Source organism: Streptomyces sp. NPDC021622, from assembly GCF_040640795.1.
Lineage (GTDB): Bacteria > Actinomycetota > Actinomycetes > Streptomycetales > Streptomycetaceae > Streptomyces.
In genome coordinates, this window is sequence record NZ_JBFACK010000010.1 from 246,353 (window position 1) to 262,353 (window position 16,001).

A 16,001-nucleotide genomic window follows, 5' to 3' on the forward strand; every position below is an offset into this window, starting at 1 on the left:
TTCGGGAACGGCGCTCAAGTACCGCTGGTTCTCCGGTGCGTGTGCGGTGCCCGTCCCCGCACTGCGCGACTCGGCGGTACCGAAGAGCCTAGAGCGCCTTTGCGCTGGTGGGGAGATCATTGCCTTCATTGAAAAACAGACAGCTGCGGGTACCCGTGAAGGACACCCGCAGCCGCCCTGTCTTCTACAGGTACTGACCGGTGTTCGCCACCGTGTCGATGGAGCGTCCGGTGTCCGCGCCCTGCTTTCCGGTGACGAGCGTACGGATGTACACGATCCGTTCGCCCTTCTTGCCGGAGATGCGGGCCCAGTCGTCCGGGTTGGTGGTGTTGGGCAGGTCCTCGTTCTCCTTGAACTCGTCGATGCAAGCCTGGAGGAGGTGAGCGACCCTGAGGCCCTTCTGGTTGGCTTCGAGGAAGGCCTTGATGGCCATCTTCTTGGCGCGGCCGACGATGTTCTCGATCATGGCGCCGGAGTTGAAGTCCTTGAAGTAGAGGACTTCCTTGTCGCCGTTGGCGTACGTCACCTCGAGGAACCGGTTCTCCTCGGACTCCGCGTACATCTGCTCCACGACGGACTGGATCATGCCGTGCACCGTGGCGCGCCGGTCGGCGCTGTGCTCGGCGAGGTCGTCCGCGTGCAGCGGGAGCCGCTCGGTGAGGTACTTGGCGAAGATGTCCTTCGCCGCCTCGGCGTCCGGGCGCTCGATCTTGATCTTCACGTCGAGTCGTCCGGGGCGCAGGATCGCGGGGTCGATCATGTCCTCGCGGTTGGAGGCGCCGATGACGATGACGTTCTCCAGGCCTTCCACGCCGTCGATCTCGGCGAGCAGCTGGGGGACGATGGTGTTCTCCACGTCCGAGCTGACACCGGATCCGCGGGTGCGGAAGAGGGATTCCATCTCGTCGAAGAAGACGATGACGGGGGTGCCCTCGCTCGCCTTCTCCCTCGCACGCTGGAAGACCAGGCGGATGTGACGCTCGGTCTCGCCGACGTACTTGTTGAGGAGTTCGGGTCCCTTGATGTTGAGGAAGTAGCTCTTCCCCGCGGCCTGTCCGGTCACCTCGGCGACCTTCTTGGCAAGGGAGTTGGCGACGGCCTTCGCGATCAGCGTCTTGCCGCAACCAGGGGGCCCGTAGAGCAGCACGCCCTTGGGCGGCCGCAGTTCGTGCTCCCTGAAGAGGTCCGGGTAGAGGTAGGGCAGTTCGACCGCGTCACGGATCAGCTCGATCTGGTTGCCCAGACCGCCGATCTGTTCGTAGCCGATGTCCGGAACCTCTTCGAGGACGAGCTCTTCGACCTCGCTCTTGGGAACCACTTCATATACGTAGCCGGAGCGGGGTTCGAGAAGGAGCGCGTCGCCGGCCCTGATGGTGACGTCGAGGAGTGGTTCGGCGAGCCTGACCACCCTCTCTTCGTCGGTGTGTCCGACCACCAGGGCTCGCTCGCCGTCCTCGAGGATCTCCTTGAGGGTGACGATGTCTCCGACGCTCTCGTACTCCATGGCCTCGACCACGTTGAGCGCTTCGTTGAGCATGACTTCCTGGCCGCGCCTGAGCTCTTCGAGCTCCACGCTGGGGCTGACGTTCACCCGGAGCTTGCGGCCCCCGGTGAAGATGTCCGCCGTGCCGTCCTCGTTCGCCACGAGGAAGACTCCGAAGCCGGCCGGTGGCTGTGCGAGCCGGTCGACCTCTTCCTTGAGGGCCACGATCTGGTCTCGGGCCTCACGGAGCGTGTTGGCGAGCCGCTCGTTCTGTGCGGATACGCCGGCCAGGTTGGTCTGCAGCTCGACGATCCGCTCTTCGAGAATCCTCGTATGACGCGGAGAGTCGGCGAGCTTGCGTCGCAGGACGGCGATTTCCTGCTCGAGATAGGCAACCTGACCGGCGGGGTCTTCAGACCCTCGCCCCGGCCGGATGCCGCGGTTGATGTCGTCGTCGTGGGCTGCCACGGTCCTCACCTCCTCCAAGGGGAGCTGGACGCTTCCAGACCCTACCTGGGTGGGTGTCGATTGAAACCCCTAGATCACAAAGACGGTCGGGGTGTGTCCGATCTTCACCCTTGCGCTCTCCCTCACGCCAGGTGAATACCCACCCAACAACATCGGAAAGCGGGCGGTTGTATCGTCGAAGCGTTCAACACCCGTCAGGGCTGGCCCGACTTACCGCAAAGTCGGTTGGCTCGACGCAGCGATCGGCAGGAGAGATGACCGTGCAGAACGAGGCTGGGACCGGCCCTGAGGGCGATCCCCTGGAGGTCTGGATCGACCAGGACCTCTGTACCGGCGACGGCATCTGCGCGCAGTACGCGCCCGAGGTCTTCGAGCTGGACATCGACGGTCTCGCGTACGTGAAGAGCTCCGACGACGAGCTGTTGCAGGCGCCGGGGGCCACAACGCCCGTTCCGCTGACGCTTCTGCGGGATGTGGTGGACTCGGCGAAGGAGTGTCCGGGCGACTGCATTCATGTGCGTCGCGTTTCGGACAGCGTCGAGGTCTATGGTCCCGACGCGGCCTGAGGCCGCCGCGAACTCAACGATGAGCAAGGGGTCTGTGCCCGCCGGTGACCGGCGGGCACAGACCCCTTGCTCGTGTCGGTTCCGTCACACGCTGTGTGCTCCGGCCGGTGTGGACCGTGCGAACGTGCCGTCCTTCCACTGCCACTTGGCGTCGTCCCGCTGATCGGGACAGCAGCGGGGCACGTCGGTCGAGGAGTAGCCGAGGAGCGTGGCGGTGATCGCTCCGTCACGTACGGCGAAGTCGCTGACGTTCTGCCGGTCGTGCGGGTCGACGAGGGTGGCGACGACGCGGGACTTGCCCTCCGTGGCGCGGGTGATCACGTAGACGCCGTCGGGCGGGGTGCCCGATCCGGCGGCGCAGTGCACCACGGCGACGGTCTCGGGTCTGCCGTCGCCGTCGAGGTCGCCGGAGGCTTTCTTCTTGACGACGGGTTTCACGTTTCCGCAGGTGATGGGGTACGTGACGGCATCGGCGTCAGGGGCGGGCGCGGGGGCGGCCGCGCTCTTGGCGGAGGGCTTGGAGCCGGTCTGTGCGGCGTTCGCCGGGTCGGGCTGCAGGAAGGAGGAGCCCGCGATGACGGCGGCGAGTGCGGCCGCGGTGGCCAGCCAGTGGATGGGGCGGGTGGTGGTGTGTGCCAGTTCCGGGACGGCGGGGTTCTGCACTAGGAGGGTCTCCTGTGAGGGCTGTGCCGGTGGGGGAGGTGGCCAGCATCGTGCCATACCTCACAGTGAGGTGGAACACCGGGGTCCGGTGGGAATCGCCGTTCTTCTGATGCGCCGATGGGTTTCTGGTACGCCGATGTTCTTCTGGTACGCGTCTGGCGTCCTGTCAACGAAAAGGCGCCGCCGCCGAGTTCCCCGGTCGGTCGGGGAACTCGGCGGCGGCGCCTGCTTGTTGGAGGTGGCTCGCCGCGCCGGTCAGCGCGGGGTGCCGCCGTCGGCGTTGGGACCCGAGTAGTCCTCGCCGTACGCACCCTTGGCGGGGCGGCGGCGGCGCATGGGGGGCTCGACGCCGTCCGCGAGGCGGCGGGCGGTGAGCAGGAAGCCGGTGTGGCCGATCATGCGGTGGTCGGGGCGGACGGCGAGGCCCTCGATGTGCCAGTTGCGGATCATCGACTCCCAGGCGGTCGGCTCGTTGAAGCCGCCGATCTCGCGGATGGACTCGACGGTCCTGGCGAGCTGGGTGGTCGTCGCGACGTAGCAGCAGAGGATGCCGCCCGGGACGAGCGCCTTGGAGACGACGTCCAGGCACTCCCAGGGGGCGAGCATGTCGAGGATGACGCGGTCGACGTCGGTGTCGCTCAGGTTGTCCTGGAGGTCGCCGACGGTGAGCTGCCAGGCGGGGTGCGGGGCGCCGAAGTAGCGCTCCACGTTCTGCTGGGCGATCTCGGCGAAGTCCTCGCGGCGCTCGTAGGAGTGCAGCATGCCCTGGTCGCCGATGGCGCGCAGGAGGAAGCTGCTGAGCGATCCTGAGCCGACGCCGGCCTCGACGACGCGGGCGCCGGGGAAGATGTCGGCGAAGGCCAGGATCTGCCCCGCGTCCTTGGGGTAGACCACGGCGGCGCCGCGGGGCATGGACAGGACATAGTCGGGGAGCAGGGGGCGCAGCGCGAGGTAGGCGACGTTTCCCGTGGTGCGGACAACGCTGCCCTCGGGAGCACCGATCAGCTCGTCGTGGGGGAAGGAACCCTTGTGGGTGTGGAAGTTCTTCCCGGCCTCGAGCGTGAACGTGTAGTGGCGGCCCTTGGGGTCGGTCAGCTGAACCTGGTCCCCGACCTTGAAGGGCCCGCGTCGGCGGGCGGCACCGGTCGGTTCGGACATGTGACCAGCCTACCGGCCCGTGCGGGGGCCGCCGACCACGGTGGCGTACGTCAGCTGGGGCGGGCCATGGCCTTCACGAAGGCGCGCTCCACGTCGGCGGCGGAGAGCACTCCGTAGATCTCGCCGGAGTCCTCGACGACGAGGTACTCCGTGGCAGGTGTCGCCCGCAGGGTGTCGAGCAGTTCCTCGCCCGCGAGCTCGGCGGAGACGCGCATGCCCTCGGTGATGTCCTGGGCGAGGCCGCTGACGGTGACCCAGGGGCGCCGGTGTTCGGGCACGCCGACGATCGCGGCCTCGCGGACCACGGCCATGGGGTCGCCGTCGGCGTCGACGACGACCAGGGCGCGGGCCCCCGCGGCGTTGGCGCGGCGCAGCGCTTCGGAGAGCGGGGTGTCGGTCTCGACCGGGACGGCGCGGCGGGTCAGGGCGCGGGCCCGCAGCTCGGGCAGGTGTTCGCGCAGCCGGGCCATGCGCAGGCTGTTGCCCGCACCGGTCCAGATGATCGCGGCGAGGATCGCGGCGAGCAGGGCGTCCGTGACGGTGTCCATGCCGCCGATGTCCTGGGCGTCGCCGCCGAGCGCGCCGGACTGGTTGAGGATGGGCAGCCCGATGAGGACGGAGATGGCGAGCGCGCGGCCGACCCAGGCGGCGGCGACCGTGCCGCTCATGGGCTTGCCGGTGATCTTCCAGACGACGGCGCGGAGCATGCGGCCGCCGTCCAGGGGCAGCCCCGGCAGGAGGTTGAAGGCGGCGACGATGAGGTTGGAGATCATCAGGCCGGCGAGCAGTACGCCGGGGACGGTGCCGGGCTCGACGACGCGCATGCCGGCGTAGAACACCCCGGCGAGCACGAGGGAGAGCAGCGGTCCGACGAAGGCGAGGATGAACTCGCGCCCCGGGGTCTCGCTCTCCTTCTCGATCTCGGATACGCCGCCGAAGAACTGCAGCTGGATGCGGCGCACCGGCAGCTTGAAGCGCAGGGCGGCGACGGTGTGGGCCAGCTCGTGGACGAGTACGGATGCGTAGAAGGCGACGGCGAAGAACAGCGACACGAGATAGCGGGCGCCGCCGAGTTCGGGCAGCACGCGGTCGAGCTGCCCGCCGAAGACCCAGGTGATCAGGGCGGCGACGAGGAACCAGCTCGGCGCCACATACACCGGCACGCCGAACGGCCGCCCCATGAGCAGCCCTCCCCCGGGCCCCTTCTGCGCCTTGGGCTTCGGGGCGGGCCCGTGGCTGGCATGCGCGAACTCGGGGTGGGTGTCGGTGGAGCGGGGCGCGGCGTCGCCGGTCGGCTCCGTACGGGGAGCCTTGACGAGCCGGTCGCCGGACCGGGGGCTCTCGGGGCCGTCGCCGGGCTGCGGGTTGGGGCCGGGCGCGGCGGACCCGGACTCGGCGGAGCCAGTCGTGGCGGGATCAGCAGGCCCGGATTCGTCCTCGCGGGGCGGCTGCGGTGTGTCCTCGGCGGGTTCCTGCCCCGGGGTCTCCTCGCGGGCCTCGGGACGCGCGGTGGCGTCGGCGGGCGGGCGTTCGGGGTTCGTGTCGTCCGGCGTGGCTTCCGGACCGGGGTGTGCGGCGCCGTCCGGTTCGCTCCGGGTCGGCCCCGCGGGCTCGGCCGAGTCCACCGGGCGCGGCGGATTCACGTGGCCCGCGCCCGGCCGCCGGCCGTCCGTGCCGTCGGACCGCGGCCTGCCGCTCCCGCCGCTTTCGTCCACGATGTCCCCTCGTTCGAAGCGTCCCTCGCCCCTGTCCGGCGCGGTACACGCACGATCATGCAGGGCGAGAGGGTCTGTCGTCGATGGTATGCGGCCGTTGTCAGTGGCGGGTCGTAGGGTCTGTCCTCATGGAAACCAGCACCGACGGTGCCGTGGCGGCCGTGCGCCCGGCGTCGCTATCGCCCTCGCGCGCCAGCGACTTCATGCAGTGCCCGCTGCTCTACCGGTTCCGGGTGATCGACAAGCTGCCGGAGAAGCCGAGCGAGGCGGCGACCCGCGGCACGCTGGTGCACGCCGTCCTTGAGCGGCTTTTCGACGCCCCGGCCGGTGAGCGGACCGCCCCGCGCGCCAAGGCGCTGATCCCGGGGCAGTGGGACAAGCTGCGGGAAGCCAGACCGGAGCTGACGGAGCTGTTCGCGGACGACGAGGAAGGCCGGCGGCTCGCGCGCTGGCTCGGGGACGCGGAGAAGCTCGTCGAGCGGTGGTTCACGCTGGAGGACCCGACGCGTCTGGAGCCCGCCGAGCGGGAACTGTTCGTGCAGGCCGAGCTGGAATCCGGCCTGAAGCTGCGCGGCATCATCGACCGCGTGGACGTGGCGCCCACCGGCGAGGTGCGGATCGTCGACTACAAGACGGGCAAGGCCCCCCGCCCCGAGTATTCGGAGGGCGCGCTCTTCCAGATGAAGTTCTACGCCCTGGTGGTGTGGCGCCTGAAGGGCGTGGTCCCGCGCCGCCTCCAGCTCGTCTATCTGGGCAGCGGCGACGTCATCACGTACGACCCGGTGATCGCCGACCTGGAGCAGGTCGAGCGGAAGCTGCACGCCCTGTGGGAGGCCATCACGCTCGCCACCGAGACGGGTGACTGGCGGCCGCGGCCGACGAAGCTCTGTGGCTGGTGCGACCACCAGGCCGTATGTCCGGAATTCGGCGGGACTCCCCCGCCGTACCCGCTTGCGGTGAGGGTGCCCGAGTCCGGAGAGGGCGCGCAGGGCAGAATGGGGCCGGGCTAGCGAAGGAGAGTTACGTGGCGATCCGTGTCCTACTGGTCGACGACCAGCCACTGCTGCGCACCGGGTTCCGGATGATTCTGGAGGCCGAGCAGGACGTCGCGGTCGTCGGCGAGGCCGGAGACGGCCTGCAGGCTCTCGACCAGGTGCGGGCGCTGCAGCCCGACGTGGTCCTGATGGACATCCGCATGCCGCGGATGGACGGTGTCGAGGCGACCCGGCAGATCACCGGGCCCGGCCGGGACGGCCCGGCGAAGGTCCTTGTCCTGACCACCTTCGACCTGGATGAGTACGTGGTGGAGGCGCTGCGCGCGGGCGCCAGCGGCTTCCTGCTCAAGGACGCCCCGGCGAACGAGCTGGTGCAGGCGATCCGGGTGGTCGCGTCCGGCGAGGCGATGCTCGCGCCGAGCATCACCCGCAGGCTTCTGGACAAGTACGCGGGGCATCTCCCGTCGGGCGACGAGCCCGTGCCGGACACCCTGCACACGCTGACCGAGCGCGAGGTCGAGGTCCTGAAGCTGGTGGCCCGCGGTCTGTCGAACGCGGAGATCGCGGCGGACCTGTTCGTCAGCGAGACGACGGTCAAGACGCATGTGGGCCATGTGCTCACCAAGCTGGGCCTGCGCGACCGCGTACAGGCCGCGGTGTACGCGTACGAGAGCGGTCTGGTGCGTCCCGGCGCGCAGTAGTTCAACGGATGACAGAAGAAGGTGGCCGCCCCTCGGGGCGGCCACCTTCTTCTGTATGCGGACGTACGCGGCCGGAATCAGCCCTTGCTGATCTCCCAGAAGCGGAACACCGTCGACGCGTCGAGGCAGGACTCCACGCCGTACACGTCGTCGCGGATCACCGCGTACTGCTTGGCCTGCCAGACCGGCAGGATCGGCAGCTCGTTCGCCACCGTGTCCTGCAGCCTCGCGTAGTCCTTGTTCGTCTTGGTGCGGTCGCTCTGGGCCGCGGTGTCGGGGATGATCTTCCCGGTGATGTCGCTGTTCGTGTAGCCGTTGTCGAGGACGTTGCCCTTGCCGAAGAACGGCTGGGTGAAGTTGTCCGGGTCCGGGTAGTCCGGCACCCAGCCCTTGACGTAGACGCCGTACTTGCCGGCCTTGATGTCCTTCTCGTACTGCTTGAACTCGATGGACTTCACCTCGGCGTCGAACAGACCGCTCTTGTTGAGCTGCTTGGCGATCGCCTTCAGCTCGTCGTCCGTCGAGGGGCCGTAACGCGAGGGCGTGGACCAGAGCGTGAGCTTGACCTTGCCGCTCACGCCGTCGGCGCGCAGGGCGGCCGCGGCCTTGGCGCGCTGCGGGCGGGCGCCGTAGGTGTCGAAGAAGGCGGTGTTGTGACCGCCGATGCCGGCCGGGACGATCGAGTACAGCGGCGTGGCCGTGTCCTGGTAGACCTCCTTGACCAGGGCGTCCCGGTCCAGGAGATAGGCCATGGCCTTGCGCACGCCGAGCTTGCCCGCGACCGGGTCCTTCATGTTGAAGACCAGGTGCTGCACCTCGGCGCTGGTGCCCTCGACGACGTCGATGCTCTGGCTCTCGCTGGAGGTGTCCTGCTCGATGTCCGCGACGTCGGAGGCGGCGAGGCCTCGGTAGGCGATGTCGACCTTGTTGTCCAGGATCGCCCGCTTAAGGCTCTTCCGGTCGTTGTGGAAGAACTTGATGGTGAGGCCCTTGTTCTTCACCTTGGCGGTGCCCTTGTACTCGGGGTTGACCGAGAACACCGCCTCCTCCTTGGAGAAGGAGTCCAGCTTGTAGGGCCCCGAGCCGGTGGCCTGGTCGTCGCGGCGCAGCGCGTTCATGTCGTACGAGCGGTGGTCGACGATGGACCCGGCGCCGGACGCGATCTTGCTGGGGAAGGTCGCGTCGGGGTACTTGAGCTTGAAGACGACGGTCTTGGTGTCCGGCGTCTCGACGCGGTCGAGCATCGGGAACATGATCGCGGGACCGGCTTCGTCGCCGATCGTGCGCATGCGGTCGAAGGAGAACTTGACGTCCTTCGAGGTCAGCGACTTGCCGTTGCTGAACTTGAGGCCGTCACGGAGCGTGCATTTGAAGACCTTGGTCTCCGTGTCCGTGAAGCCGCACTCCTTGGCGGCCTCGGGCTCCGGCTCCGTGGCCCCGTTCGGGAAGCTCATCAGGGACTGGAAGACGTTGTTGAAGAGCAGCCACGACCCGGGGTCGTAGCCGGAAGCCGGGTCGGTGGCCAGGATGTCGTCGGACATCCCCACGACCACCGCGTCACCGGATTCCCCCGCATCGCCCGTCTCCGAACCGCAGCCGGTCAGCAGGGCGGCGGCCAGTCCTCCCGTGAGGGGAAGGGCCAGCCACTGGTTACGCAAGTTCACGTACGTACCTTGTCGTTGTTGTCCATCGGTGGAGCGGAACTCGGCATGCGTCGAGCGGAGCTCGGCGTTCGCTGCCGGTGCGTGCGGAGGTCAGCCGCTCACACCGCGGCCGAGCTCCCACAGCTGCAGATTCGACGAGGAGTTGAGGGCCCACTCGACGCCGGTGATGTCGTCGCGGGCGGCGATGTACTGCTTGCCCTGCCACAGGGGAAGCACCGGCACGTCCTCGGCGACGATGTCCTGGATCTTCTTGATGCTCTTGGAGGCCGTGAGCCGGTCCGCCTCGCGGCGCGAGTGCGGGATCAGCTCTTCGTTGATGGTGCTGTTCTCGTACGGCGATCCGAGGAAGTTGTCCTTGTCGAGGAACGGCGCGAGGAAGTTGTCGGCGTCGGGGAAGTCGGGGAACCAGCCCATTCCGTAGACGTCGTACGCGCCCTTCTGCTCGGCGGCGCGGAAGGTGCTCCAGGGGGCGCCCTTGATCGACACGTCGAACAGGCCGCTGTCGTTCAGCTGCTTCTGCAGCAGCTGGAACTCCTTCTTGGTGGCCGGGCCGTAGTGGTCGGTCGTGTAGTGCAGGGTGAGCTTCACCGGGGTGGTGATGTCGGCCCGCTGCAGCAGGGCGCGGGCCTTGGCCGGGCTGGGGTTGCCGTACTTGTTGAAGAACGAGTTGGTGTGCCCCGTGACGGTGGTCGGCACCAGCGAGAAGAGCGGCTCGGCGGCGGTTCCGTACACGCCGGTCGCGAGGGCGCCGCGGTCGACGACCTGCGCCATGGCCTGGCGGACGGCCCTGGACTTGACGGTGCTCGCGTCCGTGTTGAAGCCGAGGTAGCGGATCTCGAGGCCGGGCATCTCGACCAGCTCGATGTTCTTCGACGGGTTCTCGTCGAGATTCTTGATCTGCTCGGGCGACATGGTGCGGGTCATCATGTCGATGTCGCCGCTCTCGAGCGCCTTGCCCATCGCCTCGGTGGAGGCGTAGTTGCGCATCTCGATCGTGTCGCTCTTGGGCGTCAACGCGCCCTTGTAATGGGGGTTCTTGGAGAACACCGTCTTGACCAGCTGGCCGCCCTCGACCTCGTGCTCGGCGGTGTAGGGGCCCGAGCCGTCGACGTCGAAGCCGTCGCGCAGCTTGTTCTTGCCGTACTTGTCCTTGCTGATGATGCCCGCCGTGGGCGTGGCCAGCTTGTACGGGAACGTCGCGTCGGGGCTCTTGAGGTGGAAGACGACGCCGCGGTCGCCCTGCGTCTCGATCTCGTCGACGTTGGCCACCAGGCCGTCGGAGCCGCTGGGGTTCTTGATCTTGATGTCGCGCACGCGCTCGATGGAGAACTTCACATCGGCGGCCGTCAGCGACGAGCCGTCGGCGAACTTCAGGCCCTTGCGCAGCGTGCACTCGTAGCGCTCGTTGCCGGTGTCGGTGAAGCCGCACCGCTCGGCGGCCTCCGGCTCCGGATCGCCGTCGCCGCGCGGCATGATCATCAGCGTCTGGAGGGTCTGGCGCAGGACGCTCCAGGAGCCCGCGTCATAGGCGTACGCCGGGTCGAAGGGCGCCGGAACCTCGGCCGAGGTGGCGAACCGGTCCGTGGTGCCGACGGCGATCTCGTCGTCTCCCCCTCCACCACCCGCTCCGCCGCACGCGGCGAGCGCGGGGGCGAGCAGACCTATGACGGCCGGCAGCACCAAAGTCTTACGGTTCATGCTCGACGTTCTCCAGAGCTGTTGAATCCCGCACGAACCGGCAACGAGGGGTGGGGTCAGCCGGTTCTTGGGGGGTGGGGCGATGTTCTCGCGTCGACATTAGTCCGCACCACCTCAAGCGCCGGAAGAGACCGGAGTTGACCCTCAATCACGCAGCGAAACCGGGCGCGGACGCACCGATAACCCGACACCGGAAGGATTCGTGCAGGTTCCCCTCAATCAGGACACAATGCCACGCCACAACCGGCGCATTTCGGTTCCCCTGCACACTCCAGGACGACTGTCGATGCCCCGTCGAGTGGGAAAGGTCACACCTGCGTCGGTTCAGCGATTTCCGGCCATCAGGCCTTGCAGGAAAGGCAGGTTGACGTGTTCGAGCGAGGGGACGACGGTTCTGCCGGATGCGGGGTCAATCGGCGCGACAGATGGTACGGCGACCACCCGGCAGCCCGCGGCCTCGGCCGCGGCGACACCGGTCGCGGTGTCCTCGATGACGGCGCATCTGGCCGGTTCCGCACCGATTCCGGCCGCCGCGAGGAGATAGGGGTCCGGGTGCGGCTTGGTCCGCGTCACCTCGTCGCCCGCGACGGTCAGGACGAAGTGGTGGGATCCGATCGAGTCGAGTACGCGGTCGATGATGCGCCGGTGGGACGCGGACACCAGCGCCATCGGCACCTCGTGCGCGGCGAGTTCCGCGAGCAGCCGCGCGGCGCCCGGCATCAGCGGCAGCGTGCGGCCGATGCGGTCCTCGAAGCCGTTGTTGAGCAGCACGGTCAGCTCGGCAAGGGTGATGTCCGCACCGGTGGACTCGATGAGGAAACCCGCGCTGCGCGTCATGGGGCCGCCCACGACCACGTCGCGCCAGGCCTCGTCGAGCGTGTGTCCGAGTGCGGCGAAGACCTCGACCTCGGCGTCCCACCAGAACCCCTCGGTGTCGACGAGCGTTCCGTCCATGTCGAGAAGAACGCCCTGCAGCGCGGAGCCTTCGGCCGTTCGGGTGCCGAGCGCGGGAACCGTACTGGTCATGCGACCACACCTTCCATGAGGGACGAGAAGGCCGGCCGCCCTTCTGACAGACATTTCTGACAGAGGGCAACCGGCCTGCACTGGACCGACCAGTGTACGACTGCGGCGGATTAACGCGCGTTGAAGTACTTCGCCTCGGGGTGGTGGATGACGATCGCGTCCGTGGACTGCTCGGGGTGCAGCTGGAACTCCTCGGAGAGCTGTACGCCGATCCGCTCCGGCTGAAGGAGCTCGGCGATCTTCGCGCGGTCCTCCAGGTCGGGGCAGGCGCCGTAACCGAGCGAGAAGCGCGCGCCGCGGTACTTCAGGTCGAACATGTCCTCGACATTCGCGGGGTCCTCGCCGCCGAAGCCCAGCTCGGCACGGACCCGGGCGTGCCAGTACTCGGCGAGCGCCTCGGCCAACTGCACGGACAGGCCGTGCAGTTCGAGGTAGTCGCGGTAGGAGTCGGCGGCGAACAGCTTGGCGGTCTCCTCGCCGATCTTCGAGCCGACGGTGACGACCTGCAGGCCGACGACGTCGATCTCGCCGGACTCCTCCGGGCGGAAGAAGTCCGCGAGGCAGAGCCGGCGGCCGCGGCGCTGGCGCGGGAAGGAGAAGCGGGTGCGCTCCGAGCCGTCGTCGTTGAGGAGGATCAGGTCGTCGCCCTTGGACACGCACGGGAAGTAGCCGTGCACGACGGCCGCTTCGAGCATGTTCTTGGTGTGCAGCTCGTCCAGCCAGCCGCGAAGGCGCGGGCGGCCCTCGGTCTCCACCAGCTCCTCGTACGTCGGACCGTCACCGGTCCGCGCCTGCTTCAGGCCCCACTGGCCCTTGAAGAGGGCGCCCTCGTCCAGCCAGGACGCGTACTCCTTGAGCTGGATGCCCTTGACGACGCGGGTGCCCCAGAACGGCGGCGTGGGGACGGGGTTGTCGGTGGAGACGTCCGAGCGGGCGGGCCCCTCGTCCTCGTTGACCTCAAGGACGGCGGCAGATGCCTTGCTCTGGACACGCCGCTGCTTGAGCTCCGGCAGGGTCGCACCGGGCACCCCGCGCTTGACCGCGATGAGGGCGTCCATCAGACGCAGGCCCTCGAACGCGTCGCGGGCGTAGCGCACTTCGCCCTCGTAGATCTCGTGCAGGTCCTGTTCGACGTACGCACGGGTCAGGGCGGCGCCGCCGAGGATCACCGGGAAGTCGGCCGCCAGCTTGCGCTGGTTGAGCTCCTCCAGGTTCTCCTTCATGATCACCGTCGACTTGACCAGGAGGCCCGACATGCCGATGACGTCCGCGCGGTGCTCCTCGGCGGCGTCCAAGATCGCGGCGACGGGCTGCTTGATGCCCAGGTTGACCACGTTGTAGCCGTTGTTGGACAGGATGATGTCGACGAGGTTCTTGCCGATGTCGTGCACGTCGCCGCGCACCGTGGCGAGCACGATCGTGCCCTTGCCCTCGGCGTCGGACTTCTCCATGTGCGGTTCGAGGTGGGCGACCGCGGTCTTCATGACCTCGGCGGACTGCAGCACGAACGGCAGCTGCATCTGGCCGGATCCGAAGAGCTCGCCGACGACCTTCATGCCCTCAAGGAGGGTGTTGTTGACGATGTCGAGGGCGGGCGTGTCCTGGAGGGCCTCGTCGAGGTCGGCCTCCAGGCCGTTCTTCTCGCCGTCGATGATGCGGCGCTGCAGGCGCTCGTCAAGCGGCAGGGCCAGGAGCTCCTCGGCCTTGCCCGCCTTCATCGACTTGGTGGAGACGCCCTCGAAGAGCTCCATGAGCTTCTGCAGGGGGTCGTAGCCCTCTTCCCTGCGGTCGTAGATGAGGTCGGTGGCGACCTTCACCTGCTCGTCGTCGAAGCGCGCGATCGGCAGGATCTTGGAGGCGTGCACGATCGCCGAGTCCAGGCCCGCCTTGACGCACTCGTCGAGAAAGACGGAGTTGAGCAGCACGCGGGCGGCCGGATTGAGGCCGAAGGAGATGTTGGACAGACCCAGGGTGGTCTGCACGTCAGGGCGGCGGCGCTTGAGCTCCCGGATGGCCTCGATGGTGTGGATGCCGTCCTTGCGGGACTCCTCCTGACCGGTGCAGATGGTGAAGGTCAGGGTGTCGATGAGGATGTCCGACTCGTGGATGCCCCAGTTGCCGGTCAGGTCCTCGATGAGCCGCTCGGCGATGGCGACCTTGTGCTCGACGGTGCGGGCCTGGCCCTCCTCGTCGATGGTCAGCGCGATCAGCGCGGCGCCGTGCTCCTTGGCGAGCGCGGTGACCTTCGTGAAGCGCGACTCGGGGCCGTCGCCGTCCTCGTAGTTGACCGAGTTGATGACCGCGCGGCCACCCAGCTTCTCCAGGCCGGCCTGGATGACGGGCAGCTCCGTGGAGTCCAGGACGATGGGCAGGGTGGAGGCGGTGGCGAAGCGGCCCGCAAGCTCCTCCATGTCGGCGACGCCGTCACGGCCGACGTAGTCGACGCACAGGTCGAGCATGTGCGCGCCCTCGCGGATCTGGTCGCGGGCCATCTCCACGCAGTCGTCCCAGCGGCCCTCCAGCATGGCCTCGCGGAACTTCTTCGAGCCGTTGGCGTTCGTGCGCTCGCCGATCGCCATGTACGAGGTGTCCTGGCGGAACGGCACGGTCTGGTAGAGCGAGGCGGCACCCGGCTCGGGGTGCGGCTGACGGGCGGGCGTCTGCACGCCGCGCACCCGCTCGACGACCTGGCGCAGGTGCTCGGGGGTGGTGCCGCAGCAGCCGCCGACCAGGGAGAGGCCGTATTCGCGTACGAAGGTCTCCTGGGCGTCGGCGAGCTCGGGCGCCGTCAGGGGGTAGTGGGCGCCGTCCTTGCCCAGGACCGGCAGGCCCGCGTTGGGCATGCAGGAGATCGGGACGCGCGAGTGGCGGGCGAGATAGCGCAGGTGCTCGCTCATCTCGGCCGGACCCGTGGCGCAGTTCAGGCCGATCATGTCGATGCCGAGCGGCTCCAGGGCCGTCAGGGCGGCGCCGATCTCGGAGCCGAGGAGCATGGTGCCGGTGGTCTCGACCGTGACCGAGCAGATCAGCGGGAGGTTCGCGCCGGTGGCTTCCAGGGCGCGGCGGGCGCCGAGGATCGCGGACTTCGTCTGCAGGAGGTCCTGGGTGGTCTCCACCAGGAGCGCGTCGGCGCCGCCGGCGATCATGCCTTCGGCGTTGATCTGGTAGGCGTCGCGCAGCACGGTGTACGGGGCGTGACCGAGGGTGGGCAGCTTGGTGCCGGGGCCCATGGAGCCGAGGACCCAGCGCTGCTGCCCGGTCTTCTCGGTGAACTCGTCGGCGACCTCGCGGGCGATGCGGGCGCCGGCCTCGGAGAGCTCGAAGTTCCGCTCGGGGATGTCGTACTCGTTCAGGGCGGCGTAGTTCGCACCGAACGTGTTCGTCTCGACACAGTCGACACCGACGGCGAAGTACTCCTCGTGGACCGAGCGGACGATGTCCGGCCGGGTCACGTTCAGGATCTCGTTGCAGCCCTCGAGCTGCTGGAAGTCGTCGAGCGTGGGGTCCTGCGCCTGGAGCATCGTGCCCATCGCTCCGTCGGCCACCACCACCCTGGTGGCGAGGGCTTCGCGGAAGGCTTCGACTCGGGTCCCGTCGTAGAGACCGGACGAGGGGGTCGGCAACGAGGCCATGAAAGAGCTCCCTGAGGTGCGACGGCTGTCGGCTTTGCGCTTCGGTTGGAGGCGCACTCGGTCAGGGTAGCCGGACGAAGGTCCGAAGCGCTCAGGTGTTCACGGGCCGGACGCCCCGCCCCCGGCACCCCTCGTCGGAGCTCGGAGGGTGATCACGTAGAACGAGGGGGAAACGGCCGGAAACACCGCCTGCCGCTCATTAGCGGGAGGTCGACAACGACCGATAGTGTTC

Annotated in this window: 11 protein-coding genes; 3 read left to right on the plus strand and 8 right to left on the minus strand. The window is 68.4% G+C overall.

What is annotated here, in order from left to right; translation table 11 throughout:
* Positions 1-184: 184 nt before the first annotated feature.
* Positions 185-1,951: a proteasome ATPase gene (gene arc / locus AB0G47_RS21735; RefSeq protein ID WP_360772241.1), complete on the minus strand. Its 1,767-nt coding sequence runs from the start codon at positions 1,949-1,951 to the stop codon at positions 185-187.
* Between the two features lie 254 nt (positions 1,952-2,205).
* Between arc and AB0G47_RS21740 the strand changes: the two genes are divergently transcribed.
* Positions 2,206-2,517 (plus strand): ferredoxin, encoded by a 312-nt coding sequence (locus AB0G47_RS21740; protein ID WP_266868853.1) that lies wholly within the window; start codon positions 2,206-2,208, stop codon positions 2,515-2,517.
* An 84-nt stretch (positions 2,518-2,601) separates the two neighbouring features.
* Here the strand turns inward: AB0G47_RS21740 and AB0G47_RS21745 are convergent, their stop codons facing one another.
* The 3 genes from AB0G47_RS21745 to AB0G47_RS21755 form a co-directional block, all read right to left on the minus strand.
* Positions 2,602-3,180: a hypothetical protein gene (locus AB0G47_RS21745; RefSeq protein WP_360772244.1), complete on the minus strand. Its 579-nt coding sequence runs from the start codon at positions 3,178-3,180 to the stop codon at positions 2,602-2,604.
* A gap of 255 nt (positions 3,181-3,435) precedes the next feature.
* Positions 3,436-4,338 carry a tRNA (adenine-N1)-methyltransferase gene (locus tag AB0G47_RS21750; protein ID WP_135335457.1) on the minus strand — a complete coding sequence of 301 codons (903 nt, stop codon included), beginning with the start codon at positions 4,336-4,338 and terminating at the stop codon, positions 3,436-3,438.
* 50 nt (positions 4,339-4,388) lie between these two features.
* Positions 4,389-6,053 carry a site-2 protease family protein gene (locus AB0G47_RS21755; protein ID WP_360772248.1) on the minus strand — a complete coding sequence of 555 codons (1,665 nt, stop codon included), beginning with the start codon at positions 6,051-6,053 and terminating at the stop codon, positions 4,389-4,391.
* A gap of 128 nt (positions 6,054-6,181) precedes the next feature.
* Between AB0G47_RS21755 and AB0G47_RS21760 the strand changes: the two genes are divergently transcribed.
* Together AB0G47_RS21760 and AB0G47_RS21765 are read left to right on the plus strand one after the other, a co-directional pair.
* A complete protein-coding gene (locus AB0G47_RS21760; protein WP_360772251.1) occupies positions 6,182-7,063 on the plus strand; it encodes a RecB family exonuclease in 882 nt (293 codons plus the stop codon).
* 14 nt (positions 7,064-7,077) lie between these two features.
* The gene (locus AB0G47_RS21765; RefSeq protein ID WP_135332738.1) at positions 7,078-7,749 is read left to right on the plus strand and encodes a response regulator transcription factor; all 672 of its coding nucleotides are present in this window, start codon (positions 7,078-7,080) and stop codon (positions 7,747-7,749) included.
* Positions 7,750-7,826: 77 nt separating this feature from the next.
* On the opposite strand, the gene AB0G47_RS21770 is transcribed toward AB0G47_RS21765, so the two are convergent.
* The 4 genes from AB0G47_RS21770 to metH all read right to left on the minus strand — a co-directional run bounded on the left by AB0G47_RS21770 (position 7,827) and on the right by metH (position 15,769).
* Entirely contained in the window at positions 7,827-9,413 is a 1,587-nt protein-coding gene (locus tag AB0G47_RS21770) for an ABC transporter substrate-binding protein (RefSeq protein WP_360772254.1), read from the minus strand.
* A 90-nt stretch (positions 9,414-9,503) separates the two neighbouring features.
* Entirely contained in the window at positions 9,504-11,111 is a 1,608-nt protein-coding gene (locus AB0G47_RS21775) for an ABC transporter substrate-binding protein (protein ID WP_360772257.1), read from the minus strand.
* A 324-nt stretch (positions 11,112-11,435) separates the two neighbouring features.
* Positions 11,436-12,137 (minus strand): HAD family phosphatase, encoded by a 702-nt coding sequence (locus AB0G47_RS21780; RefSeq protein WP_360772260.1) that lies wholly within the window; start codon positions 12,135-12,137, stop codon positions 11,436-11,438.
* A 110-nt stretch (positions 12,138-12,247) separates the two neighbouring features.
* Positions 12,248-15,769, minus strand: a complete 3,522-nt coding sequence (metH, locus tag AB0G47_RS21785) for a methionine synthase (protein WP_360772263.1) — start codon at positions 15,767-15,769, stop codon at positions 12,248-12,250.
* Between the last annotated feature and the right edge of the window lie 232 nt (positions 15,770-16,001).